Origin of the sequence: Bacillus pumilus, assembly GCF_009937765.1 — a bacterium.
GTDB classification, from domain to species: Bacteria; Bacillota; Bacilli; order Bacillales; family Bacillaceae; genus Bacillus; species Bacillus pumilus_O.
Window position 1 is genome coordinate 2776008 of record NZ_CP047089.1, and the last position, 24228, is coordinate 2800235.

20 protein-coding genes are annotated in these 24228 nt (G+C 41.4%); 13 read left to right on the top strand and 7 right to left on the bottom strand.

Translation table 11 applies throughout. From position 1 onward, the window contains the following. The first annotated feature begins 168 nt into the window (after positions 1-168). The 6 genes from GPS65_RS13640 to treR all read left to right on the top strand — a co-directional run bounded on the left by GPS65_RS13640 (position 169) and on the right by treR (position 8276). Positions 169-1827 carry a pyridoxal phosphate-dependent decarboxylase family protein gene (locus GPS65_RS13640; RefSeq protein WP_012009255.1) on the top strand — a complete coding sequence of 553 codons (1659 nt, stop codon included), beginning with the start codon at positions 169-171 and terminating at the stop codon, positions 1825-1827. 31 nt (positions 1828-1858) lie between these two features. After that, entirely contained in the window at positions 1859-3583 is a 1725-nt protein-coding gene (locus GPS65_RS13645; protein ID WP_012009256.1) for a methyl-accepting chemotaxis protein, read from the top strand. 242 nt (positions 3584-3825) lie between these two features. Continuing rightward, positions 3826-4212, top strand: a complete 387-nt coding sequence (locus GPS65_RS13650) for a DnaJ family domain-containing protein (protein ID WP_012009257.1) — start codon at positions 3826-3828, stop codon at positions 4210-4212. A gap of 163 nt (positions 4213-4375) precedes the next feature. Next, entirely contained in the window at positions 4376-5812 is a 1437-nt protein-coding gene (gene treP / locus GPS65_RS13655; protein WP_003213824.1) for a PTS system trehalose-specific EIIBC component, read from the top strand. Between the two features lie 15 nt (positions 5813-5827). Then, the gene (gene treC / locus GPS65_RS13660; protein ID WP_144468632.1) at positions 5828-7528 is read left to right on the top strand and encodes an alpha,alpha-phosphotrehalase; all 1701 of its coding nucleotides are present in this window, start codon (positions 5828-5830) and stop codon (positions 7526-7528) included. A gap of 19 nt (positions 7529-7547) precedes the next feature. Further along, positions 7548-8276, top strand: coding sequence for a trehalose operon repressor (gene treR, locus GPS65_RS13665; protein ID WP_088000730.1), 729 nt, complete (start codon positions 7548-7550; stop codon positions 8274-8276). A 161-nt stretch (positions 8277-8437) separates the two neighbouring features. Here the strand turns inward: treR and GPS65_RS13670 are convergent, their stop codons facing one another. The 3 genes from GPS65_RS13670 to GPS65_RS13680 all read right to left on the bottom strand — a co-directional run bounded on the left by GPS65_RS13670 (position 8438) and on the right by GPS65_RS13680 (position 14696). Then, positions 8438-9070, bottom strand: coding sequence for a type 1 glutamine amidotransferase family protein (locus GPS65_RS13670; protein ID WP_144457409.1), 633 nt, complete (start codon positions 9068-9070; stop codon positions 8438-8440). A 75-nt stretch (positions 9071-9145) separates the two neighbouring features. Then, positions 9146-10108 (bottom strand): helix-turn-helix transcriptional regulator, encoded by a 963-nt coding sequence (locus GPS65_RS13675; RefSeq protein WP_119124566.1) that lies wholly within the window; start codon positions 10106-10108, stop codon positions 9146-9148. Between the two features lie 298 nt (positions 10109-10406). Next, a complete protein-coding gene (locus GPS65_RS13680) occupies positions 10407-14696 on the bottom strand; it encodes a multifunctional 2',3'-cyclic-nucleotide 2'-phosphodiesterase/3'-nucleotidase/5'-nucleotidase (protein WP_119124567.1) in 4290 nt (1429 codons plus the stop codon). A gap of 254 nt (positions 14697-14950) precedes the next feature. On the opposite strand from GPS65_RS13680, the gene GPS65_RS13685 reads away from it, so the two are divergent. After that, positions 14951-15469: a type 1 glutamine amidotransferase domain-containing protein gene (locus tag GPS65_RS13685; RefSeq protein WP_012009261.1), complete on the top strand. Its 519-nt coding sequence runs from the start codon at positions 14951-14953 to the stop codon at positions 15467-15469. A 97-nt stretch (positions 15470-15566) separates the two neighbouring features. Here GPS65_RS13685 and GPS65_RS13690 read toward each other — a convergent pair whose 3' ends face one another. Both GPS65_RS13690 and GPS65_RS13695 read right to left on the bottom strand, forming a co-directional pair. Then, complete coding sequence (locus GPS65_RS13690; protein ID WP_003214000.1) at positions 15567-15782, bottom strand: DUF1128 domain-containing protein; 216 nt, start codon at positions 15780-15782, stop codon at positions 15567-15569. A gap of 77 nt (positions 15783-15859) precedes the next feature. After that, on the bottom strand, positions 15860-17215 hold the full coding sequence (locus tag GPS65_RS13695; RefSeq protein WP_012009262.1) for an alanine/glycine:cation symporter family protein: 1356 nt from the start codon (positions 17213-17215) through the stop codon (positions 15860-15862). 174 nt (positions 17216-17389) lie between these two features. Between GPS65_RS13695 and GPS65_RS13700 the strand changes: the two genes are divergently transcribed. Genes GPS65_RS13700 through GPS65_RS13710 form a run of 3 tightly spaced genes read left to right on the top strand, consistent with a single transcriptional unit; the run spans position 17390 to position 19050 of the window. Next, positions 17390-17860: a low molecular weight protein-tyrosine-phosphatase gene (locus GPS65_RS13700; protein WP_119124568.1), complete on the top strand. Its 471-nt coding sequence runs from the start codon at positions 17390-17392 to the stop codon at positions 17858-17860. Between the two features lie 20 nt (positions 17861-17880). Beyond that, positions 17881-18213 (top strand): YtxH domain-containing protein, encoded by a 333-nt coding sequence (locus tag GPS65_RS13705; RefSeq protein WP_012009264.1) that lies wholly within the window; start codon positions 17881-17883, stop codon positions 18211-18213. Between the two features lie 18 nt (positions 18214-18231). Continuing rightward, entirely contained in the window at positions 18232-19050 is an 819-nt protein-coding gene (locus GPS65_RS13710) for a YihY/virulence factor BrkB family protein (RefSeq protein WP_012009265.1), read from the top strand. A gap of 209 nt (positions 19051-19259) precedes the next feature. Here the strand turns inward: GPS65_RS13710 and GPS65_RS13715 are convergent, their stop codons facing one another. After that, positions 19260-20441: an MFS transporter gene (locus tag GPS65_RS13715; RefSeq protein ID WP_119124569.1), complete on the bottom strand. Its 1182-nt coding sequence runs from the start codon at positions 20439-20441 to the stop codon at positions 19260-19262. Between the two features lie 75 nt (positions 20442-20516). Here GPS65_RS13715 and GPS65_RS13720 point away from each other — a divergent pair, with 75 nt between their 5' ends. From GPS65_RS13720 to GPS65_RS13730, 3 genes are all read left to right on the top strand, one after another. Further along, complete coding sequence (locus GPS65_RS13720; RefSeq protein WP_119124570.1) at positions 20517-20894, top strand: OsmC family protein; 378 nt, start codon at positions 20517-20519, stop codon at positions 20892-20894. A 64-nt stretch (positions 20895-20958) separates the two neighbouring features. Further along, the gene (gene cax / locus GPS65_RS13725) at positions 20959-22023 is read left to right on the top strand and encodes a calcium/proton exchanger (RefSeq protein WP_012009268.1); all 1065 of its coding nucleotides are present in this window, start codon (positions 20959-20961) and stop codon (positions 22021-22023) included. A gap of 67 nt (positions 22024-22090) precedes the next feature. After that, the gene (locus tag GPS65_RS13730; protein WP_012009269.1) at positions 22091-22873 is read left to right on the top strand and encodes a YfkD famly protein; all 783 of its coding nucleotides are present in this window, start codon (positions 22091-22093) and stop codon (positions 22871-22873) included. 514 nt (positions 22874-23387) lie between these two features. Here GPS65_RS13730 and GPS65_RS13735 read toward each other — a convergent pair. Beyond that, the gene (locus GPS65_RS13735; protein WP_012009270.1) at positions 23388-24107 is read right to left on the bottom strand and encodes a YebC/PmpR family DNA-binding transcriptional regulator; all 720 of its coding nucleotides are present in this window, start codon (positions 24105-24107) and stop codon (positions 23388-23390) included. Positions 24108-24228 lie beyond the last annotated feature (121 nt).

Consider the following 24228-nt stretch of genomic DNA (forward strand, 5'->3'; position numbering starts at 1 on the left):
TTTCATTAACATAATGGTTTTGATGTGTTTTGTAAGGGTTTTATCTATTTTGATGAATGAACAAATTATCTAAATATACTTAAGTAAACATTTCGAGACTATAAACTTTTGAATTGGGGTCGATATAGACTTTGACAGGAAATCTTCCATTGAAAGGATTGATAGTATATGACTGTACGAGCAAACAACCTCGTTCAGAACTGGTTTCCGAGTGAGGACGGAAATGCAGCAGAGCGTAAAGAATTCATCAAATTGATGGAGCAGATTGTTTCAGGGGTCGATCACCTGAAAGATCCGAACCGTGCACACCTAAAGGGTGAAAAGAATCGTGAGGAGGATTTTTACCAAAAGCTCACAGAAACAAGTCAAATTCCGATGAACGGCCAACAAGCGGAACTTGTGAATGAAGAATTACTGAAGCTTTTACATAACCATCCTTATCACACAAAGTATTTCTTCACGAACATTTTGCCGATGGCAAGTACACCAGGAATTCTAGGCATGCTAACGGCGATGCTGGTAAACGGAAACAACCTATGGGATGTGTATGGACCAGCAGGAGCGGAAGCTGAGGTCAGAGTGGTCTCAATGATGTCTAAACTCATCGGATATGATCCAAATGTGAGCGGGGGATATACAACATGGGGAGGTCAAGGAGCCATTTTCTCAGGACTGCGTTTAGCGATTGCAAAAGTTGCGCCAGAGTCACTGCGAAAAGGAGTTCCGCAAAACCTTTATGCGTTTTGTTCTGATGCGGCACATTACAGCTTATTTAAGTCAATGGAAGCAACAGGACTTGGCACAGACAACTTGATCAGAATTAAAACGAATAAAGATCATTCGATGGATATGGAAGATTTGCGTTGTCAAATGGAACGTGTTGCACAGGGTGGCGGGATTCCCGTTTATATTGTCGCAACAACCGGAACAACAGATGCCATTGCAATTGATGATGTAAAAGGGGTACGTGAAACAGCAGAAGCCATTGCTGAGGAATATGGTCTAAAGGTGCCGCATATTCATGCGGATTCAGCACTCGGCGGATTCTTTGCTTTCTTTAATGAGTATGATCTAGCTGAAAACCCGCTGCAATTCTCAGACGGTGTTCTTCGTATGCTAAAAGAAATCCAAGCGAAATTCCAGCATCTTTCTCTTGCTGACACGATGTGCTTTGACTTTCAAAAGCTCGGCCAAACACCTTACACATCTAGTTTATTCTTAGTGAAAAACGCGGCAGACCTAAAACGTTTAGATCTAGAAGAACAAGAGACACCATACGTTGGTCATAGAGGCTACGGAGAATACCATACGGGTTATACACTGGAATGCTCAAGAATGGGAAGCTCGATTAGTATGCTGAGTGTGCTGTTAACGTTTGGGGTTGAAGGCTACCAGCGCTTGCTCGGTCAATTCTTAGAAGTGAACCTTGCCTTCAGAGAAGCACTTAGTAGGGAAATTCCGCAAGCAGAAGTCGTGAATGATGACAACGTCGGAATGGCTACATTGTTTAGAATTTACCTAGATGGCTCACCGCGCTTTCAAGAAGAAATTTCAGGCGAAGCGACGGCGATGGAAATTGAGCGGAACAATGAATTGAACAAAATGCTGTTTGAAAAGCTTGGAGAGAAAAGAGACGAAATGTTCTTTGGTGATACAACGAAGTTTTTACTTGTAAATGCTAAAGAAGGACAAGAATTCTATCTAAGTGTTAGTAAGTTTTTTGTCATCTCACCTTATACGTTACCAGAGCATATCCCACATATCGTATCTTATTTAAAAGATGTGATCGCATCTGTTTGTGGACAATTTGAACATGTACATGCTTAAATCAAATCTGAGAGTGGAGATGTAGGAAAAAATGGCGAAACAAAGGAAATTTGGAGGATACACGATATCCTCTAAAATCATGTCAGTCGTTGTCGTAACATTACTTGCAACCGTTGCACTATTCGTTCTAACATTCTATCTAGTCAGCCAGGATTTATCATCCCAGTTATTAAAGCAATTTGATTATCGATTAACAACAGATATTGATACAGCGAAGAAAGAGATCGATAATGTGGATGGAAACGTCCTTGGTGTTAGCGGGAAAGATGATCCCCTTTATGTGGAGGTCAAAAAGAAATTCACAGAGCTTCAAGAAGATCATACGCTTGAGAACTTATATGTGCTTTCTAATAAAGGCGGCAAAGAAAGAATTATTATCTTAACCGGAGAAGAAAATGATTTTGATCAAGATTATGTCTTTTCAGATGAGATGAAACAAGCGCTCTCTGAAGATAAAATGGTCAAAAGTGATATTTACAAAGACTCATTTGGAACACATAAATCAGTCTTTTTGCCAATCAAGGATTCAGGCGGTGAGCTGACAGGGATTTTAGGCATTGATTTAGATGCGTCTGTCGTGCCTCAAACAACGCAGAAGTTGATGATCTATATCACAGCGGCATCTGCCATTGTGCTGATCGGTGGATTACTCTTCTCATACTTCATGGGAAGAAGGATTGCAAAACCAGCACGTTCCTTGATGGAATCAGCGAACCGAATTGCTGACGGTGATTTAACTGGTATGGTAGAGGTTGAAAGTAAAGATGAGATCGGTCAACTTGCCGCATCCTTCCAAAAGATGCAGGGACGGATTAAAGAGCTCATTTCGAAAATCTCAAACTCATCTAGTGAAGTATCGAAAATGTCTTCACAGCTTCGTACGGTGACGACTGAATCAAGTCAAAGTGCGCAGCAAGTATCAGAAGCTATGACGAATATGAGTGAAGGAATCAATGATTCTGTCGCAAATATTACGGATTGTACGACATCCGTTGCAGAGATTGATACTCAAATCGAAGGCGTCACAAAAGAAGTCGATGAAATGAAATCTGTTTCATCTGACGTACAAGAGCAATCAGAATCTGGTCAAAAATTAGTGAACCATGTGCTTGATCATCTGAATATGCTACATGACAAGATGACCAACTCCAAGCAGGCAGCAGAAGAATTACAATCTCATTCAACGGAGATTGAAAGTGTCATCTCGATCATTACGGACATTTCAGCCCAAACGAATCTACTCGCACTGAATGCTTCAATTGAAGCAGCACGTGTTGGAGAAGAAGGAAAAGGGTTTGCTGTTGTGGCAGATGAGGTGCGTAAGTTAGCTGAGCAATCAGCGGATGCGGCTAAAACCGTTTCAGATCTTGTCATCGGCACACAGGAAAACAGTCAGCGCGTTCTTGAAAGTGTAGAGGAAAGTAGTAAAGCAGTGGAAGAAGGACGTGAGCAAATGGAAGGCACGTCACAAAACTTCGCTTTGATTTACGACGGTGTATCTCAGTTTTCAAGAAGAACGAACAATTTGCTTGCTTCTATTAAGCAAGTTGAGCAAGCATATCAAACGATTTCTACATCAATTGAGCAAATTTCTGTTGTATCGGAAGAACATGCAGCCAGCTCTCAAGAAGTAGCGGCAGCAACAGAACAGCAAAGTGCTGGCATGCAGCAAATTTCAAGTGCGATTGAACAGCTCTCTGATATGTCAGAGGACTTAGCACATATGGTTTCTACTTTCAAAATCGACAATAAATAACGAGAAAGGGCTAAAATGATCTTGATTTTAGCCCTTTGTCTTCTTTTCAGCGTGACATGAAAACCTTTGCGGCCCTAGGAAGGACGAGCACCGGAGCGGAGCGAATTTGACAATCGTGAGCACCGAAGCGCAGACCTGACAACGAATGCGAGGGTTTGTCTACACGCTGAAGCTGACTCTTGTGAGAGAGTCAGCTTTTTTGCTATGCTTAAACAAATTGTTGCAGGCGAAAGGAGAACGCCATGGATTTTGCGCAGAGATTATCAGAAGAACGGATCAAAAAAGCGATGGATAACGGGGCTTTTGAAGGATTATCTGGCTTTGGCAAACCTCTGCCTAAAGATGACGCTGCTCATATACCTGAAGAACTAAGAATGGGCTATCGGATGATGAAAAATGCTGGCTTTGCTGGGGAAGAAACAGCACTGAAAAAAGAACTCATGACCGTCAAAGAACTGCTTCATTCCAGTATAGACGGTGAGGAAAGAAAAAAGCTTTCTCTCATATGTGAAGAAAAACAAAAACGACTGGATGAACTCACATCTAAGCGGCAAACTTTTGCTCGTCCAGCCTCCTCCTTTTATAAAAACAGGGTCTACGAAAAATTAACGGAGCATAAAAAAAGATGATGACACGCTGCCTCTCCTGAGCACATTGAGGGGGCTTTTTTTATGAAAGCGCTACATTTTGTTGTTGACTACATGTATATACAAATATAAAATAATAATCAAACATGTATATACAAGTTTTTTGGTTCTTTTTTCTTATAAAAACGATCTCGGAGGGGATAGCATGGCTGATTATCAGGCAGCAGCAGATCAGATTGTGAAAGCCATCGGCGGCAAAGAAAACATTGATCAAGCGACACATTGTGTGACAAGGCTGCGCTTTGTGCTGAAGGATGAAGGAAAGGTTGATGAGAAAGCACTTGAACAAATAGAAGAAGTGAAGGGATCTTTCTCAGCGAACGGTCAATACCAAGTGGTGATCGGCCAAGGGGTCGTCAATCGGGTATATGCCGAAATGGTGAAACAGACAGGGATTGGTGAAGCCACAAAAGAGGACGTGAAGCGTGCCTCTGATCAAAAATTAAATCCATTGCAGCGTGCTGTGAAAACGCTTGCGGATATTTTTATTCCGATTCTTCCTGCCATCGTCACCGCCGGTTTATTAATGGGGATTAATAATATTCTAACAGCTCCTGACATTTTCTTTGATCAAAAATCGATTGTCGATGTGTATCCGGCTTGGGCTGATTTAGCGAATATGATCAACTTGATTGCAGGCACTGCCTTCACATTCCTGCCCGCATTAATCGGCTGGTCAGCCGTGAAGCGGTTTGGGGGAAATCCGCTCTTAGGGATGGTCCTTGGGCTGATGCTCGTACACCCAGACTTATTAAATGCGTGGGGCTATGGAGCGGCAGAAAAGTCCGGTGAGATTCCAGTCTGGAACTTGTTTGGACTTGAAGTGCAAAAGGTAGGGTATCAAGGACAGGTTCTTCCGATACTCGTCGCCTCGTATTTACTAGCGAAGCTCGAATTGTTTATCACAAAACGGACACCTGAAAGCATTCAGCTATTAGTGGTTGCTCCGATTACGTTATTAGTCATTGGCTTTTTATCCTTTATTGTCATTGGACCTATCACATTTGCAATCGGCAACGTGTTAACATCTGGACTTGTTGCTGTATTCCAGCAGTTCGCAGCACTTGGCGGTCTATTATACGGCGGTTTGTATGCAGCGTTAGTCATTACTGGAATGCATCATACGTTCCTCGCTGTTGATATTCAATTGATTAATTCAAAACTGCACGGCACGTTTCTATGGCCGATGCTCGCACTGTCTAATATCGCACAAGGGTCAGCCGCACTTGCGATGATGTTTGTTTTGAAAGATGAAAAACAAAAGGGTCTCTCGCTCACATCAAGTATTTCTGCTTACTTAGGAATTACCGAGCCAGCGATGTTTGGTGTCAACTTACGCTACCGGTTCCCATTTATTTTCGCCCTTATTAGCTCTGGTTTAGCCGGTATGTTTATCGCCTCTCAAGGGGTGCTGGCAAGCTCAGTTGGTGTTGGAGGCATTCCGGGAATCTTCTCTATTATCCCGAAATATTGGGGCGCATTTGCGATAGGAATGGTCATTGTCCTCATCGTCCCATTCATCGGAACCCTTTTGTATGCAAAGCTGAAAAAGAAGAAAGATGTATCACAAGAACTTAACTAGTGGTGGTGGATGAAATTGAAACAACAAACTAACGAACCGTGGTGGAAAAAAGCGGTGGTCTATCAAATTTATCCGAAGAGCTTTTTAGATACAACAGGCTCAGGTACAGGCGATATCAATGGTGTGACAAAAAAGCTCGATTATATTAAAGAGCTGGGGGCGGATTGTATTTGGCTCACGCCAATGTATGAGTCCCCGCAACATGACAACGGCTATGATATTAGTGATTATACAAAAATCCATGACATGTACGGCACAATGGCGGATTTTGAACACATGCTGAAAGAAGCCCATGATCGAGGTATACGAGTTATCATGGATTTAGCCGTCAATCATACATCCATTTTCCATAAGTGGTTTCAAGCATCACGCGAGTCAAAGGATAATCCTTATCGAGATTATTATATTTGGAAGGAGCCCAAGGCAGACGGCTCCCCGCCAAATGATTGGCAGTCAAAATTTGGCGGTCCAGCATGGGAGTTAGATGAAGTAACAGGTGAGTATTATCTTCATTTATACGATGTCACCCAAGCAGATCTCAATTGGGAAAAGGAAGAGGTGCGCAGGCAAGTATATGACATCATGCACTTTTGGTTTGAAAAGGGAATTGATGGATTCAGGCTGGATGTCATCAACAACATCTCAAAAGATCAGCGCTTCTTAGATGATGCTGGACAGTCTGTACAAGGAGACGGCCGGATGTATTATACGGATGGTCCAAGAATTCATGAGTTTCTGCACGAAATGAACCAAGAGGTTTTTTCGAAATATGACAGCATGACCGTCGGAGAAATGTCTTCAACGAATATCGCAGACTGCATTCGGTATACAAGACCGGATCGGCAGGAGCTGGATATGACGTTTAATTTCCATCATTTAAAGGTCGATTATCCAAACGGAGAAAAATGGGCCATAGCACCATTTGATTTTCATGAATTGAAGTCGATTCTGTCTGAGTGGCAGACGAAAATGCATGAGGGTGGCGGCTGGAATGCGCTCTTCTGGTGTAATCATGATCAGCCACGTATCGTTTCAAGATACGGTGATGACGAAACGTACCATCAGCAATCAGCGAAGATGCTGGCGACCACCATTCATCTCATGCAAGGGACGCCATATATTTATCAAGGTGAAGAGATTGGTATGAAGAATCCTCAGTTTGAGGACATCTTGTCTTACCGTGATATTGAATCACTCAATATGTATGAAGCCATGCTTGAAAAAGGGAAATCAAAGGAAGAAGCGCTTGCCATTTTACAGGTCAAGTCAAGAGATAATGCGAGAACTCCGATGCAGTGGACCTCAGAAAAGAACGCAGGTTTCTCAAAAGGAACACCATGGATTGAGCCAGCCAATAACGACATTTCAGTCGAAGCTTCATTAAAAGACAAGACGTCTATTTTCTACCATTATCAAGCCCTTTGTAAGCTGCGTAAAGAACTTGACGTGATCACATATGGAAGCTTTACCTTACTCTTAGCAGATGACCCGAAGGTTTTTGCTTATGTGAGAGAAAGCGGTGAGGAGAAGCTTCTTGTGATCAATCACTTTTACGCAGGAGAGACGGACTTTACGCTTCCTGATGAGCTTGTGCAGGCTGTAGACGAGATGGAGGGGCAAGTGCTGTTATCCAATTATGAGGATGCACCGGAAGATATGAAAGGATTTACGTTGCGTCCATATGAGTCAATCGTTTATCATTTAACCAAACGCTAGAAAATGGGGCGGAGGGAAAATGAAAGAGAATAAGTTTCGAGTGATTTATGATCAGCTCGCAAAACGAATTGAACAAGGTGAATGGCAGGATAAAGGCATTCTGCCATCAGAGCATGAGCTGTCCTTGATGTATGACACATCCCGTGAGACGGTAAGAAAGGCATTAAATATCCTTGTGCAAAATGGCTATATCCAAAAAATCCGCGGGAAAGGCTCTGTCTTACTGAATCGAGAGAAAATGCAATTTCCAGTCTCGGGTCTTGTCAGCTTTAAAGAACTTTCTCAAACGCTTGGCCGGAAGACTGTTACGACGGTTCACGAATTTGGTTTAATCAAACCGGATCAGTATATTCAGTCTCAGCTGAAAATAAGTGGGCAGGAGGATGTCTGGGAAGTCATTCGGTCTCGTAATATTAGCGGAGAAGAAGTGATTTTAGACAAGGATTACTTTTTGCAAAAGCATGTGTCCGTCTTGTCAAAAGACATATGCGAAGGGTCCATCTACGAGTATATTGAAGGAGAGCTTGGTGTATCAATCAGCTATGCCCAAAAGGAATTTGTGGTAGAGCCATGTACAGAAGAGGACGCCAAGTATCTTGATTTGAACGGGTTTGACCATGTTGTCGTCGTGAAGAATTACGTGTTCTTAGAGGATACAAGTTTATTTCAATACACTGAAAGCCGTCACCGATTAGACCGCTTCAGATTCGTTGATTTTGCAAGAAGAGAAAAAAAGGAAAATTCTTAGAACTTCTTGAAAGTCAAGCTATCAGAATAAAATAGATTGATGATTATTAATGAAGTAGCGTCAGGAAAATGTGGATTTACAACGACAAAGAAATGCCAAATGAAAAAGCTCAACTTCTCTACAAATCAAAATAGAGTAATTGAGCTTTTTAGCTACTTCATTTATTCATTTATTGAATTCATTAACTGTAAGAAGTATTCAGGTTTATGAGTTTTATTTAGGTTATACCATGAATGTAATGCATCTGGTGTAAATACATCTATCTTTCTCAGTACTTCCATTGCAAATTCCAGAGGAGCTATTCCCGATGCAGTGACTAAATTTGCATCAGAAACCGCAGGTCCCAACTCATAGAACTTTTCTCCTTTATAGTTAGGGCATACCATTTTGGTATATTCTAAATTATTACTTGTATGCTTTCTAGTATCCAAGTATCCCATGTTCGCAAGGGCATCAGTTGCACCACAAATTGCAGCAACAATAGTGCCAATCTTTAAAGCTTGGTCAATATTTTTCAAGACCGGTTGATGCATTTCTTCATTCCAAGTCGTTCCTCCTGGTAAAATTAAAAGATCTTTACACTCAAGAGTACATTCATTAAGAGAAATATCTGGTTTTATGTTTAGTCCTCCCATAGTAGTAATCATTTCTTTATTAGCTCCTACTGTAATTACTTTTAAAGGTGCTAAATCTTTTTTGAAATATCTTCCTGAGTTTAGTTCAGCAATTAAATATCCATATTCCCAGTCCGACATTGTATGAAATACATATAGAAAAGCTTTTTTTGTTTGCATCCAATAGCACTCCAATCACAATTGATATAGCTATTATAATAAAACTTCCCTGACAGTTAACGTCAGGGAAGTTTATCATTCTTGATAAAATTTTATTAATTCAGTCAGAACTTCAATAAGTTTTTTCTTAAGACTTATTGGCTCAATCACTTTAATAGATTTATTGTACGGTAAAAGTAAATAAGGTACATATGTATGTAACATATCTTTTTCAAGAAGAAAAACTGCTTGATTTGAAGTTCGTTCTTGTAAATAATGTCCTAAAAACCAATGTTGGCAAATATCAGCCAATACACTTTGATCCCCATGAATAACCAAAGAAATAATCTCTTCCTTATCTTCTATAGTTGGAAGGAGATTTTTTATAAAAAAGTCACGTGCTGAAAAATTTTTTGGCCGGTTAAACTTATTTTCGGTTAGCGTTAGACTTTCGATTCGGTCTACTCTAAAACTGCGGATATCATTCCTAAGATGACAAAATCCAATCACATACCACTTATTATTCCAATAGGTAATTCTGTACGGATCGACCAATCTATCATTTAATTGCTTTACGCCACTTTTATCGTAAAGAATTTTTGCTGAAAACCCGTCAGCTACAGCTTGCTCTAACTCCTTCAAAAAAGGTTTCAAAGAGAGTGGACTTAACCGATTTATTACTTCAAGACTAGTTAAATGTTGGTTTATCTTTGTTTCCTGCTCTTGATTTGAGTATTTACTTAGTTTTGAAATGGCCCGATTTAGTGCTTCACCTCCATAATATCCGGCTTCTTCTGCAAATACAGCAGCATGAAATAGTGAAGTTTGCTCCTCAAAATCAAAAAAAAGAGGCGCCTTAATAAAATTGTTCAATAACGTGTATCCACCGTTATGTCCCGGTTCTGACATGATAGGTACGCCACTTGTTGAAAGTGTATCAATATAACGATACACAGTCCTTACATTCATTTCTAACTTTTCTGAAATTTGTTTTGCCGTAATTTTTTCACCTGAATGGAGCATCCATAGAATTGCTAACATATTGTCAATTTTAGGCATATAATTCCACCTCATATGAAATTTCAATAAACTCTATTTTTCGATATACAACTTAATCTATTTATCATATCATGTAAGTCACTTATTGATTGAGCCACTGGCTTGATATAGGTTCAAAGGAATAACTAGTTACGCCCACATCTCTTTGGTGTAGTATCTTTGCAACAATGTCTACCAGTAACTTTTGCTGGTCGCTGAACAATTTCAGTCGCAAAAGGTGTTACCACAACAGCTATTCTTCTTGGGATTCCAACTATTCCATGAAAAGAGGACAGAGCTTAGGCTCTGTCCTCTTCCTTTAGGATGATACATTGTTTCTTGTGCGCTTGCGCTGGTAGTAATATAGGATACCGCCAGCTCCGAGCATGAGCACACCGATTAGTACAGCTGTATACATCATTGTGGCTGTATTCGGTAGTGTGCCGCCTGGGATGCCGGTTCCATCTTGGTTTTGATCTGTACCTGTGCCTCCGCCTGGTGCTGTTGTTCCGCCGTCTCCACCAGTTTGATCTGGGGTTGTGCCAGCAGCCCCGCTTTGGTTAAGGACCGTGTATTCGCTGAAGTGATCAGTTTGACCTGAAACGACTCCGTTTTCAAAAGATCCATTACTTGTTTTGGTGTAACGATTTTTCTTGCGATCCACATAATACACACTAGGTTTTTTTGCCTTTTGAGGCTCGTCTAGTGTAAAGGATAGTGTGACAGGGTCTTTAAAGGTTGAAACCTTTTTCTTGTCTTGTTTGATTTGGAAGTCATACGTATCCGTTAAAGCGTTTTTCACTTTATCCGTCTTTGTCATCCATATATCTGCGTTTTTCTCGGATAAATTGGAGAGTGGCAATGCGAGTCCCACTTTGTCATGATAGATGGTGACGTTTGGATCTTGCTCTCTTTTCTTCAGCTCGGCTACTTGCGCTTTTGATAAAGACAATTGAACGTTTTTTGCATTGCTTGCTTTGTCTAAATAGAGCAAAGCTTTGTTTGTATGCTGCACATACGTTTGGAATTTCTCATCATCTTGAATGTCATAAGCGCCTTTTCCTTTCGCACGAGGAAGGAACACTTCTTTCACCCTGTGATCGATGACAGGCGAAATCTGTCCGTCTGCTTTTTCGATTTGCTCTTTGAAGATTTCATAGTCAACATACCCTAAATCTTCGCCGTGAGAAGCTTCTGTAAAGACGCTGTAGCCGTCGCCGCCTGTACCGACAAATGCGTTTGTGGCTACGCGGTATGTTTTCTCATCATCAATGTCTGTCAATTGACCTTTTTGGTCTTTCAGTTTCACATCAATTAATCTGCTGCCAGCTGGTTTACTGAGCGTAAACGTATATTCAATGCCAGCTACATGAGGGAATGCCCCTCCGCCTTCTTCAATGCCTGACAGCCCTTGTTCGAGTGCTTTCTTAATTTGACTGCCTTTTAAATCTGCGACATAAAGTGTATTTCCGAAAGGCATCACCGTTAAAATATCACCTAAAGTGATATCACCTTTTTCGATGCTTCCACGAATACCGCCGCCGTTTGTGATGGCAAGGTCAGCTCCAGCAGATTCTTGCGCTTTTTGCAGCATGCCGTCGGCAATAAAGTTCCCAAGATTCGTTTCCTTCGCACGGACGTGCTCACGTTGACCGTCTAAAAGGACATCTGTATGTCCGACTTTTTCTGTCTTTAAATCTTGAATATCTGCTTTGTACCCATCAAGAATCGCTTTTGCCTCCGCATCTTCTTTGACAGAGTCATCAATCGGGATCAGGTCAAAAGAGGATTCTTTTGGCTGGACGACACCTTTTTTGTCAAAGGCCACATCTACTTTTCCTAAAAATTGACCGTAGTCTTTCACCTGAGCGACAATCGTAGGTTCTTTTTTATTGATGACCTTTAATTTTTCAACAAGGGTGTGCGTGTGACCGCCAATGATTAAATCAATTCCATCGACTTTCTGAGCGAGCTCAAGGTCACGGTTGTAGCCAATGTGTGTTAACGCTATGATTTTATTGATTTTTTCTTCTGTTTGAATGGTGTTGACAGTTTCTTTTGCTTTTTTGTACGCATCTTTAAATTGAATGTTAGGACCGCTGCTGGATGTAATGGCTGTGTCTTCAGTCGTTAAGCCGAATACGGCCACCTTTTCACCGTTTACATCGAGAAGGATGTAAGGGTAAATTCCGGCTTCTTTTTTCTCACCCGCTTTAAATGAGGCTGGTTTTTTCACTAAGTCACTCAATTGTTTTTCCTTCGAGACATCCACGTTTGATGACACGACCGGGAAACGAGGCTTTTCAAATTGATGACGGTTTTTCGGATCGACATCTGATGCATCACCTGTCAGGAATTGACGGAGTACAGAAGGACCTTTGTCAAATTCATGATTCCCAAACGTCATGGCATCATATTTCATTAAGTTCATCAATTTCAGATCAGCAAGTCCTTGCCACTTTGTGAAGTACAGGTCACCAGAGAAGACATCTCCAGCGTCTAATAGAATATTGTTCTTATTTTCAGCACGGACTTCTTTAATCTTTGTTGCGCGTCTTGCCGCATCATCAAGATGTGCGTGTGTATCATTCGTATGCATCACTGTTAAATTCCAGTTGTCTGATGCAGGCGGTTCTGTTGTGCCATCGTCTTTAAAGGCTAGCTTGTACACACCAAGACCATCTGTGCTTGCGTTACGAATAAAGTCTACGCTACTTGATTTCTCAGCAAACGGTTTGGCTAAAAGAGAAGATTCAAAAGTGACGGTTGCGCCTTTGATCGGTGCAATCGACCAGTTTTGATCTGCACTTGGGTTGATCGTTTTTTGTTCAATAATATAATCCATCAGTACTTGGCGGTTCTCATCTGCTGAGGCTAGCACTACTTTATCTTGCGTCAGATGAGGGAAGCCTCCGCCGCCAGAAGCACGATAGTTATTTGTTACGACTAAAAATTCTTGATTGTCAGAGACGGGTTTCCCGTTGTAAGACAGGTTTTTGATGCGGTTGGCATTGGCGTTGACAAGTGTGCCTGTTGTGCTGTATTTAGCTGGCTGCGTCACATCGACTTGATATGTCACGCCATCAATTACATCAAAGTTATACGAGCGGTATTCCTCGTTTAAAATCGGTTGTTCTTTTGCATCGTTCGGTTTGATCTGATTAAACTGGCCAGCAGACATTTCTAACCAGTCTTTCACTTCACTGCCTTTCAGTTTCACAATCTGCACAGTGTTATCGTAAAGGTAGAGATCACCGATGTTCTTAATCGCTAAATCTCCTTTTGCGATATTTGTATAATAATTTACACCGTTTCGGCCGCCGGCTTTAAACGGAGCACCTGCAGATAAAATCGGTAAATTTTGATACGATGTGTCCTTCATTTTTTCTTGTGCATACCATTTTTGGGCATCTGTCACAATTTGAATCGAAGGGTCATCCATCACTTGAGCGAAAAAGCTGTTAATGTCTGCTTCTGTTTTTCCAACAGGCTTTCTCACGTAATCAAGTGTGTTTTGATGCGTTGTTTGAATGGCATCTTTTACGGTGCTGTTTTGAGATGATACTCCGGCAACAGATTCGATCTTGCCTGTTCCGTCTGTGACCTTCCAGTTGCTGCCGTCAGGCTCTAGTGTTAAATCAATGACCCCGAGGTAGCTGCCCCAGTTTTTTGACATGACGACTGGGATGCCGTTGATGGTTCCTTTTGAGACATTGAATTTGTCGACGCCGTTATATTCAGCACTTGGGAATGTGCCATGCTGGTGGCCTGATACAATGGCATCGATACCTTTTGTTTTCGTGGCAAGATCAAAGATCATATTTTCTGATCCTTTAGGTGAAGCGGTTTTTTCAATTCCTGTATGAGCAAGAGCGACAATGACATCTGCGCCTTTCTCTTTCATTTCAGGAATGGTTTCATTGGCAGATTCGACGATGTCCTGCACTTGGACTTGTCCATCTAAATGCTTCTTATCCCACGTCATAATTTGGGGTGGAACGAATCCTATGTAACCAACTTTCACAGTTTGTGAGGTTCCGTTTGCATCTTTAAAGGTTTTATCTTGGATCACATAAGGTGTAAAACGGTGTTCTCCATTAAGCTTTTTGACGTTCGCATTGACAATCGGGAAGTTAGCGCCCGCAATGGTACCGTCAAGGAAGGATAATCCGTAGTTAAATTCATGATTACCAAGTGTTCCTGCATCGTATTTAAGTTTGTTAAGTGTATGGATAATAGGGTGAACCTTTGTTTGATTAATGATGCTGTCTTTCTCTTGTTTGTAAACGTATTCTCCAAGAGGGGTTCCTTGAATCAAATCTCCGTTATCAACAAGGAGTGTATTTGGGTTTTGTGATCGGTGCTTGTCAATTAGCTCGGCTGTTTTTGCCAAACCAAATTCATTTGTTTCTTTGTCGCTGTAATAGTCATAATTCATCATGTTCGCATGAACATCGGTTGTGGCTAATATGCTGACCTTTACGGCTTTGCCGCTTTCTGTTTCTGCATGAATAGGTACTGCTGGGAGAATGAGACTAATCATCATAATGGAAGTGAGCAGAATAGACAGGTTTTTCCTTCGTTTAGACCTATGTGCTTGCTTCTTCACCTGATCTCCGCCTTTCTAATTTTTTTGACCACAATACCTATTGTAGAAATGTTTCGTTAACTTTTGTAGTTATTTTTTGAAGTTTATTGTAAAGATAACATAAATCATACGAATTACCTTGTTAAGGGAATGTGAATGAGTCTAAATGCTTATTTTTATCATAAAGGGTTTTCTGATAGGGGTAGGATGTTTGATTTCAACATGCAGGGGTATAGTGTGTAGTGTAAACGATAATCAAGCAGGAGGGTTTCTACATGGGTAAGAAAATTGCAGTTGTATTAACAGATTACTTTGAGGATGTTGAATTCACCGAGCCTGCAAAAGCCTTTAAAGATGCAGGCCATGAGATCACAGTCATTGAAAATGAAAAAGGTAAAACAGTGAAAGGGAAGCAAGGAGAGGCAGAAGTAAGAGTGGATGCGTCTATTGACAACGTGAAGCCTGAAGACTTCGATGCACTTCTCATTCCTGGCGGTTTCTCACCAGATATTCTGCGTGCAGATGATCGTTACGTCCAATTCACTAAAGCATTTATGGATGAGAAAAAACCAGTATTTGCGATCTGTCACGGACCGCAATTGCTCATTACAGCAAAAACGCTTGAAGGAAGAGGCGCGACTGGCTATACATCCATCAAAGTTGATATGGAAAACGCAGGCGCTACATTTAAAGACGAAGAAGTCGTCGTTTGTCAGGATCAGCTTGTGACAAGCCGTACACCTGATGACATTCCAGCCTTTAACCGTGAATCATTAAAACTGCTTGAAAAATAAATCGCAGTTGTAAAAGGATATAAAAAAGCCAGCACCTTTCAGGGGGGCTGGCTTTTTGTGTGCATGATGTAGGGAAACTAGGTTTCCTTTTTCACCATTATTTTCTTAAGTTTTTTAGCTCGCTTGCGATGGCTTGCATTTCACTTGGGCTGAATGAAGATTTTTTCATCACCATTTGGTGAAGAAATTCAATATCTTCGTACTTGTCTGGACTGAAGTCCTCTGCTTTGATGACTCCAATGTTCAGCATATTTAACTTTTGCGAAATGTCTTCAATCAGCTGATTGACTTCAGCCGCTTTTTGCTCTGACAAGGGCGGCACGTCCTTTCCTGCATATGTGTCGAATAATATGTCTATTTTAACAGAAATGCACAAGAATAAAAGGGCTATTAAGATGACACAGAGATATTCTTCTCCTTTTTCTCCTGTTTAATCTTATCAATGATTCGTTTGGATTCAAATACGACCACCCCTGATAAACCGATGAGCCCGATTAAGTTTGGAATCGCCATCAGTCCATTGAGCATATCTGCCACACCCCAGACGAAGTCATTTTTAAACACGGCACCGAAAAAGACAGCCATCACAAACACGATACGATAATACATGACGTACGAATCCTTCGCCAAATATGTAAAGCATTTTTCGCCATAATAGGACCAGCCAATGATGGTGGAATAGGCAAACAAGAGCAGCCCGATTGCCACAATGGTTGAGCCAACTGGACCAAGGAAGTGAGCAAAGGATAACGAGGTCAGTGCATCACTCTTCACTGTTAAATACATATCTGCCATCACAATGGTAATGCCAGTGATAGAACAAACAATAATTGTATCAATAAACACTTGCGTCATAGAGACGAGAGCTTGACGGGCAGGCATATCCGTTTTCGCAGCCGCAGCCGCGATTGGTGCTGACCCAAGACCTGCTTCATTGGAAAATACTCCTCGTGCCACACCCCAGCGAATGACAGTCCCAATTGCACCACCTGCCACGGCTTGACCGGTAAAGGCATCTGAGAAAATAAGACCGACTGCGCCTGGAACAAGATCAGCATTCATAACAAGAATGATCAGACCGCAAATGACGTAAAATAAAGCCATGACCGGTACAAAAATAGAAGTGACCCTGCCAATGCTTTTAATTCCGCCTAAAATCACAAGAGCCGTAAAAGCTGTAATGATGATACCTGTAACCCATGTTGGAATTTGAAAAGTAGAATTCATAACGCCTGAAATGGAATTCGACTGTACCAGATTGCCGATCCCAAAGGCAGCGCTGGCACCGAAAACAGCAAATAGCACCCCTAGCCATTTCTGTTTTAACCCGTGCTCTAAATAATACATAGGTCCGCCAGACATTTCGCCTTTTTCGTTTTTGACCCTGTATTTTACAGCAAGAACAGCTTCTGCAAACTTGGTGGCCATCCCGAAAAATGCGGCAAACCACATCCAGAATACTGCACCAGGTCCACCCGCTATAACAGCCGATGCCACACCTACGATATTTCCTGTACCGACAGTTGCAGCAAGAGCCGTCATTAACGCTTGGAAATGGGAAATATCCCCTTCTGACATTTTGTCTTGTTTTGAAAAAGCGAGTTTTAAAGAATAAGGAAGTAATCTAATTTGAATGAAGAGAACGCGAAAGGTGAGGTATATTCCAGTACCAACAATCAAAATCAACAGGGGAGGCCCCCACAAAAAATTGTTCATCGTTGTGACAAACTGCTCAATTATTCCCATCTAATATCCCCCTTTGTTTGTGTAATTCTCCTAAAGTTTCTCCTGTTTTTGTGTATTTTGTCAATGGCGATGAGAGCTTTTCTTGCAAAGTTTTCAAAAGAAAAGGGAGTTGATATGATAGAGAAAAGGTTTTCGAAAAGAACTCTTAGGGAAAAGATAGGAGGAGAATGAAGGATGATTCATGTGTTATTCGTGTGTCTTGGCAATATTTGCAGGTCACCGATGGCAGAGGCCATGTTTAGAAAAAAAGTAGAAGATGAGGGGCTTAGCGAGCACTTTGTGATTGATTCAGCAGGTATTGGCGGATGGCATCAAGGCAGTCCTCCTCATGAAGGAACGCGAAATCTGCTTGATGAAAAAGGCATCAGCTATGAAGGAATGTCCGCAAGACAAATCATGGATGAAGACATTACAACATACGACTATATCATTGCGATGGATGCTGAAAATGTTGGGGCACTTCGCAGTATAGCCGGCTATGGGAAACATCACTTTATTGGCCGTCTTCTTGATTTTGTAGAAGACGACGATCGAGATGATGTGCCAGATCCTTATTACACTGGGAACTTTGAGGAAGTCCATGAATTAATTGAAACAGGAATTGACCGTTTTTTGACGTATGTAAAGAAAGAGAACGACCTTTAACTGAAAGGAGATCAGACGAGATGGAAGAAAAAAATCAAATTGTGCTCCGAGGAGCTCTCTTAGGTGCAGCTTGCGGCGCATTGCTGACTTTATTTCATCGACCAACAAGAATTGCACTCAAAGACAAATGGAATGCCTGCCAGCAAAAGCTGGAAGAGGTCTGCCAAGAGCCAAGTAGGATATCAACTTGCATGAAAGAAAAGATGGAAGAAACGAAGCAGCTGATGCGAACAGTCTCAGATGATTTGTCATTTTTAAATGAACAAGTCAATCAGTTAAAGGAAACAACCCCAAGGGTATTAGAAATTATTGAAGAAACAAAGGATCACTTTCAATCGAAACAGACAGATTGATCATTGGAGATGAGGCGTATGGGTTTTATTAAAGCGTTAATTGAACGCTTTTTGCTACATGAAGGACCGGCAAAATCTGCTGAGCTTGCCTATTTCTTTTTGCTTTCATTATTTCCGTTTCTCATCTTCGTACTGACACTCGTTGGATATTTGCCACTGACGTCAAAGGATGTCCTGAGTGTCATTTCTGGTTATGCGCCAGAAGGAGCGCTTTCGATGATTGAATCCATTGCCGAACAGACGCTAAATAATCGGAACGGCGGGTTGTTGTCGTTCGGGATTATTGCCGCCCTTTGGTCTGCATCTAACGGTATTAATGCCGTCGTCAGAGCATTTAACCATGCTTACGAAGTTGAGGAGAATCGTTCCTTCATTCTCGTACGTTTAACATCGATCATTTTAACGATCGCGATGGTTTTGACCATTATCTTTGCCTTAATGCTGCCTGTCTTTGGCAAAGAACTTGGTTTATTTGTCGCTAAATTAGTTGGGCAGTCAGATGCCTTTCTGACTATATGGACTGCGATGAGATGGATCATTAGCCCGCTGATTTTATTGATTGTTTTTACATCCTTATACTATTTTGCTCCAAACATGAGGCTGAAATTAAAATTTGTTCTGCCAGGTGCCATTTTTGCATCGATTGGTTGGATTTTGGTCAGCATGCTGTTCTCATTTTATGTAGGCGAGTTTGCCAACTACAGTGCGATGTACGGAAGCATTGGGGGAATCATCATTTTAATGATCTGGTTTTATTTAACCGGCATCATGATTATCCTTGGCGGCGAACTCAATGCGCTTTTACATAAGCGTAAAATTGCACCAGGCAAACTATAAAGAAATCCGGGCATCCTAAAGAAGAACGATCAAGTTCAAACTAAATGGATGGGGGAAATCACATATGTCCAAACAATCGAAAAAAGGCGGAAGCAATACGAAACAAAACAAAGGCCATCAGCCTAAGCACAAAACAAGCGGCAGTGCGAACGGGCAAAATGGATATCACTAAATGAAAAAGACTCCTCTGCATAGGTGCAGGGGAGTTTTTATTTAGAAATGGCTTCATTGGAGTTTTCCAGAACTGCCGCCGTTCGCCCAAATCGAACGCAGAAAAACACGAATAATATCACGATACTGACAAGGTAAAGTAAATTCATACCTTCAAACGTTTGCACAAAGATTCCACCGAGAACAGGCCCGAGAATACTTCCCGCACTAAATGCCATTCCGCACATCAAATTTCCAGCAGGAAGCAGATGCTTTGGCAATAAGTCGGTCATATAACTGATGCCAAGTGAGAAGGTAGAGCCTACAGCCATTCCGGCAATAAAGAAACAAATTGCAACAGCCAAAACTGATTGAATGAAAATTCCTGCTAATAAGAAAAAGAAAGATCCAACGAGAGTGACACATAAAATGATGCGGCGCCTGCCAAACCGGTCGCTAAGCATCCCGAGAGGCAGCTGAAAGACAATACTCCCAATAGCAAACGCAGGTAAAATAAACGCCACTGCATCCACTGTCACCCCGCTTCTGAGTGCATACACAGGGAAGTTGCTATTAAGTGTCGTTTCTAAAAAGCCATAGCAAAACGGCATCATAAAGGCGACCCAGCCAAATTGCAAGGCTTTCTTAAAGCGCTTCAAACTATTTGTCTGCTCTGACGTCTGCACTTCGCCCGTATCTGGATATGTATTTTTCAAAACAAACACAAGCAGCCAAATACATAAGCTAACAGCACCAGAAACAATGAAAGGTAATGATGGGCTGATTTCAATGAGTGGTGTTAAAAAAGGTCCAGCGGCAAAACCAAGTCCAAAAGATAACCCATACAATGAAATATTTCGCCCGCGGTTTCTCGATGACGACGCATAGGTCACCCACGTCTGTGTAGAGAAATGGAGCATATGATCACCAATCCCGATCATGAGCCGCAGGAAGAACCAGACAACATAAGATTCAAAAAACACAAAGCTGAACAAGCTTAAAAAGACAGCGGCGCCTCCAATGACAATTAACGGCTTAAACCCAAACCGGCGAAGCGGCGCTTCCATAAATGGAGATGCTAGCAGTACGCCGATATATAAGCCTGTGGCATGCAGTCCGTTTAACGTAGGAGAAGTACCGGCATGTTCAAAAATAATCGAAATGACAGGCAGTAACGCTCCCTGTGAAAAACCAGATACAGATACAAGTAAAATTAAAATCATAAAGTGAATTCTCGACATAAGAAGCTCCTTACAAGTTCATATTTTCATCGTACAATGGAACCATAGTGGTTTCAATAGAAAGGTGGAAAAGGAATGAAACTGAGATACGAAACGGATCGGTGGATCACAGAAATAGATGAAAGGCAACTGCATATATCAGGAAATGAAGAAACGGGATACAGACCATCTCAATTGTTCATCTCGGCTATTGCAGGCTGTTTTGGAGAGATGCTCATTCATGTATGCCGAAAAAAGCGAATATCTTATGAAGGGCTGACGCTGACTCCTGAAACGACAAGAGCAGGGGCTGTAAACAAAATCTCCCGTATCCATTTACATATTTTATTTGAAGGTGTCCGTACATCTGATGAACAAATAGAGAAAGTCATTACACTTGCATTGAAGCATTGTGCGATGGTGCAGTCCGTGAAAGGAAGTATTGAAATCACCTTCTCACACGAGAAAACCTAAATGTATATGAAGTCGGCACTCACGAAAGAATAACAGTCAGACATATGTAAAGGAGAATGGCTGTATGAATCGTTTGTTTCTTGTGATTGTCGCAATTGGTGTGCCGTTATCTGTGATTGGCAGTTTTCTTCATTTTCCGCAAGTCGTCATGTTTGCTGTGTATTGTATAGCGATTATTGGCCTTGCTAGTTTTATGGGAAGAGCCACAGAAAGTCTAGCTATCATAGCTGGTCCAAGAATTGGTGGGCTTTTAAACGCCACATTTGGGAATGCGGTGGAGTTAATCATATCGTTTTTTGCATTAAAGCAAGGACTGACAGCCATCGTCCTTGCATCATTAACTGGCTCAGTGATCGGAAATTTACTGCTTGTGGCGGGACTGTCTTTTTTCGTTGGTGGTTTAAAATATAAGCGCCAAGTGTTCAATGTCCACGATGCAAGGCACAACTCGGGCTTGCTCATGTTTGCCATTATTGTGGCGTTTGTTATTCCAGAAGTGTTTTCGGTGGAGATGGCTGAGGAAAAGCAATTTGTTTTAAGTATTGGTATTAGCATTGTGATGATTTTGCTTTATGTTGCAGCACTCTATTTCAAACTGGTGAGCCACCGAGGTGTCTATGTTGCCAAGCAGGAGAGCATGGACGGAGAGGCGGAGACCGAAGAAATTCCTGAATGGTCTGGTAAGTTTGCCACTTTGATTTTGCTGCTTGCAACGATTGCCGTTGCGTACATTTCAGAGCGCCTCGTCCATACATTTGATACAGTGGGAGAACAATTTGGCTGGAGTGAGCTGTTTATCGGAGTCATTATTGTGGCCATCGTCGGCAATGCGGCAGAACATGCCTCAGCTGTCATTATGGCGTATAAAAACAAAATGGATGTCGCAGTGGAAATTGCCTTTGGTTCCACACTTCAGGTTGCGATGATGGTGGCACCAATCCTTGTCATCAGTTCGCTTTTTTTTAATACGCAGATGCCGCTCATTTTCTCTTTACCAGAACTCATTGCAATGGCATCGGCTGTGTTACTCACAGTCATTTTATCAAATGACGGAGATACCAATTGGTTTGAAGGTGCCACATTACTTGCTGCCTATTTCATCATGGCGATTGGATTTTTCCTTTTATAATCTTTTGTGGATAAGGGACGTCTTTGCGGAAAATACTATGGAAAAATGAATGAGAAAGAGTGATGATATGAAAAAGATGCCCCGCATCATGTTTGTTGTTCTCTTATCCTTAAGTTTTCTATACAGCTTTCCAGCGGAGGCGGCGAAGCCATTTAAGGTGCCATCGTCTGTCGCCAGTATCTCCAAGGAGAATACGTATCCGAACGCGTCACAGGATCAGCCCCTGCTCCAGCCGAGCGAGCTGACAGCCGAATTGTTTAAAACAACGGATGTGCCGATTGAGAATACCCATTTGATCAAAATGCTGAATGAATCCAGCATTTCAGGGACGCCATTAGCTGTTGGTTACCGCGCGACTATTTTCCTTGGAAGATGGGCACTGAGCTACGATTCAAACGAGACGGTCGCCAACTGGGAATACAAAAAAGTGAATACGAATCACATTGATAACAGAGGCGGCAACAAAACAGCCATTGGCAAATACGTTCAAAAGCAGCAAGTGAAAGTAAGCGGCGGGCTCACAGCAAAGGTGCCAAACCCGGAAGATGTGAAAACATTGATGATGCAAAAAGCGATTCAAAAAACAAAGCTGCCCCTCGCATTTGACACAGTCATTGGCGCAGGGACAAAACGAGATCAGTCGTACCATGTCTCTCCGAAAAAAGCCGCGTCGCTTCATGCCTATGCACCAGCCATTAACGAAAAAGGGAAGGTCACATACGGAGAAGTGTACCTTGTGCTAAAAGGAAATAAACGCAAACTCGTCGTAAAAAACGTGACCTCGCAAGGAATCGGCGCTTGGATTCCTGTTCAGGATCATCTGACGTTTGGATTTCAAGGGATGAATTAACATAGTAAACCCCCTCTTTCACTATAGAAGAGGGGGTTTCATTTGTCGTAAAGTTATGGATGTCAGGCGCACTCCCTTTCATGACTTTTTGTCCTTTTTGTTTCTTACCTCACTTCTATAAAAGTCAATCACATTAAATAATAACCAAGCAAGGAAAAGGAAATAGATAATTTTTGTAAAGTGAGAGAAGTTGTTAAAGATAAGCCCCATAGTAATAAATGGTATGATCATAAATCCAAAATATTGTCTCCACCATATTTTAAAAATAATAAAACCACCTAACTTAAATTATGTATTATTTCTCGTAATCACTATAATACAACTAGACAAAGGAGTAGCAAACCTTTTTTGTTAAATTTTACACAAAAATATAATATTTAACTCTACTCTATTAAGATACGTTTTTCCTAATTTGAATATAAAGTTTTGCTTTCAAAAGAAATGATGAGTTTTAAATAAAAAAGCCATAACATAAGTTTATTTAAATAAACTTATGTTATGGCAAAATTCCCTTTTATTCCCCTAAATCCACATTATGATAAACCTGCTGCACGTCTTCAAGCTCTTCTAATACATCGATTAGTTTCTCGAATTGTTCTTTAGATTCATCATCTAATGTCACTTCATTTTGAGGAAGCATTGTGATTTCAGCGACAGTAAATTCTTCTACGCCGGCTTGTTTGAATGCTTCTTGTACTTGATGGAATTGATCTGGTTCAGCGTATACAATCACTGTTTCATCTTCTTCCATGATGTCACGTACATCAACGTCTGCTTCCATTAAAAGCTCAAGCGTTTCTTCTTCACTTTTTCCTTCGACACCGATGACAGCAGTTTGGTCAAACATGTAGGCAACAGAGCCGCTTACGCCCATGTTTCCACCGTTTTTCCCGAATGCCGCACGAACATCTGATGCTGTACGGTTCACGTTATTGGTAAGGGCATCAACGATGACCATTGATCCGTTTGGACCAAATCCTTCGTAGCGTAGCTCATCGAAATTCTCTTCCGCACCACCTTTTGCTTTTTCAATGGCACGGTCTACAATGTGTTTTGGGACACTATATGTTTTTGCACGTTCTAGGACAAAACGAAGTGCTTGGTTTGATTCTGGGTTTGGCTCACCTTGTTTGGCAGCCACATAAATTTCACGCCCGAATTTTGCGTAAATACGACTTGTACTGGCATCCTTTGATGCTTTCTTTTCTTTAATGTTGTTCCACTTACGACCCATCTTATTCACTCTCTTTCACTTAGAAAATACACAGTATGAGGGTCCCCATGCTGCATGAAATCAATCTATTTTCTATTATACATGAATTAGTCAAGAGGATAGGAGTTAGAGGGGCTGACTG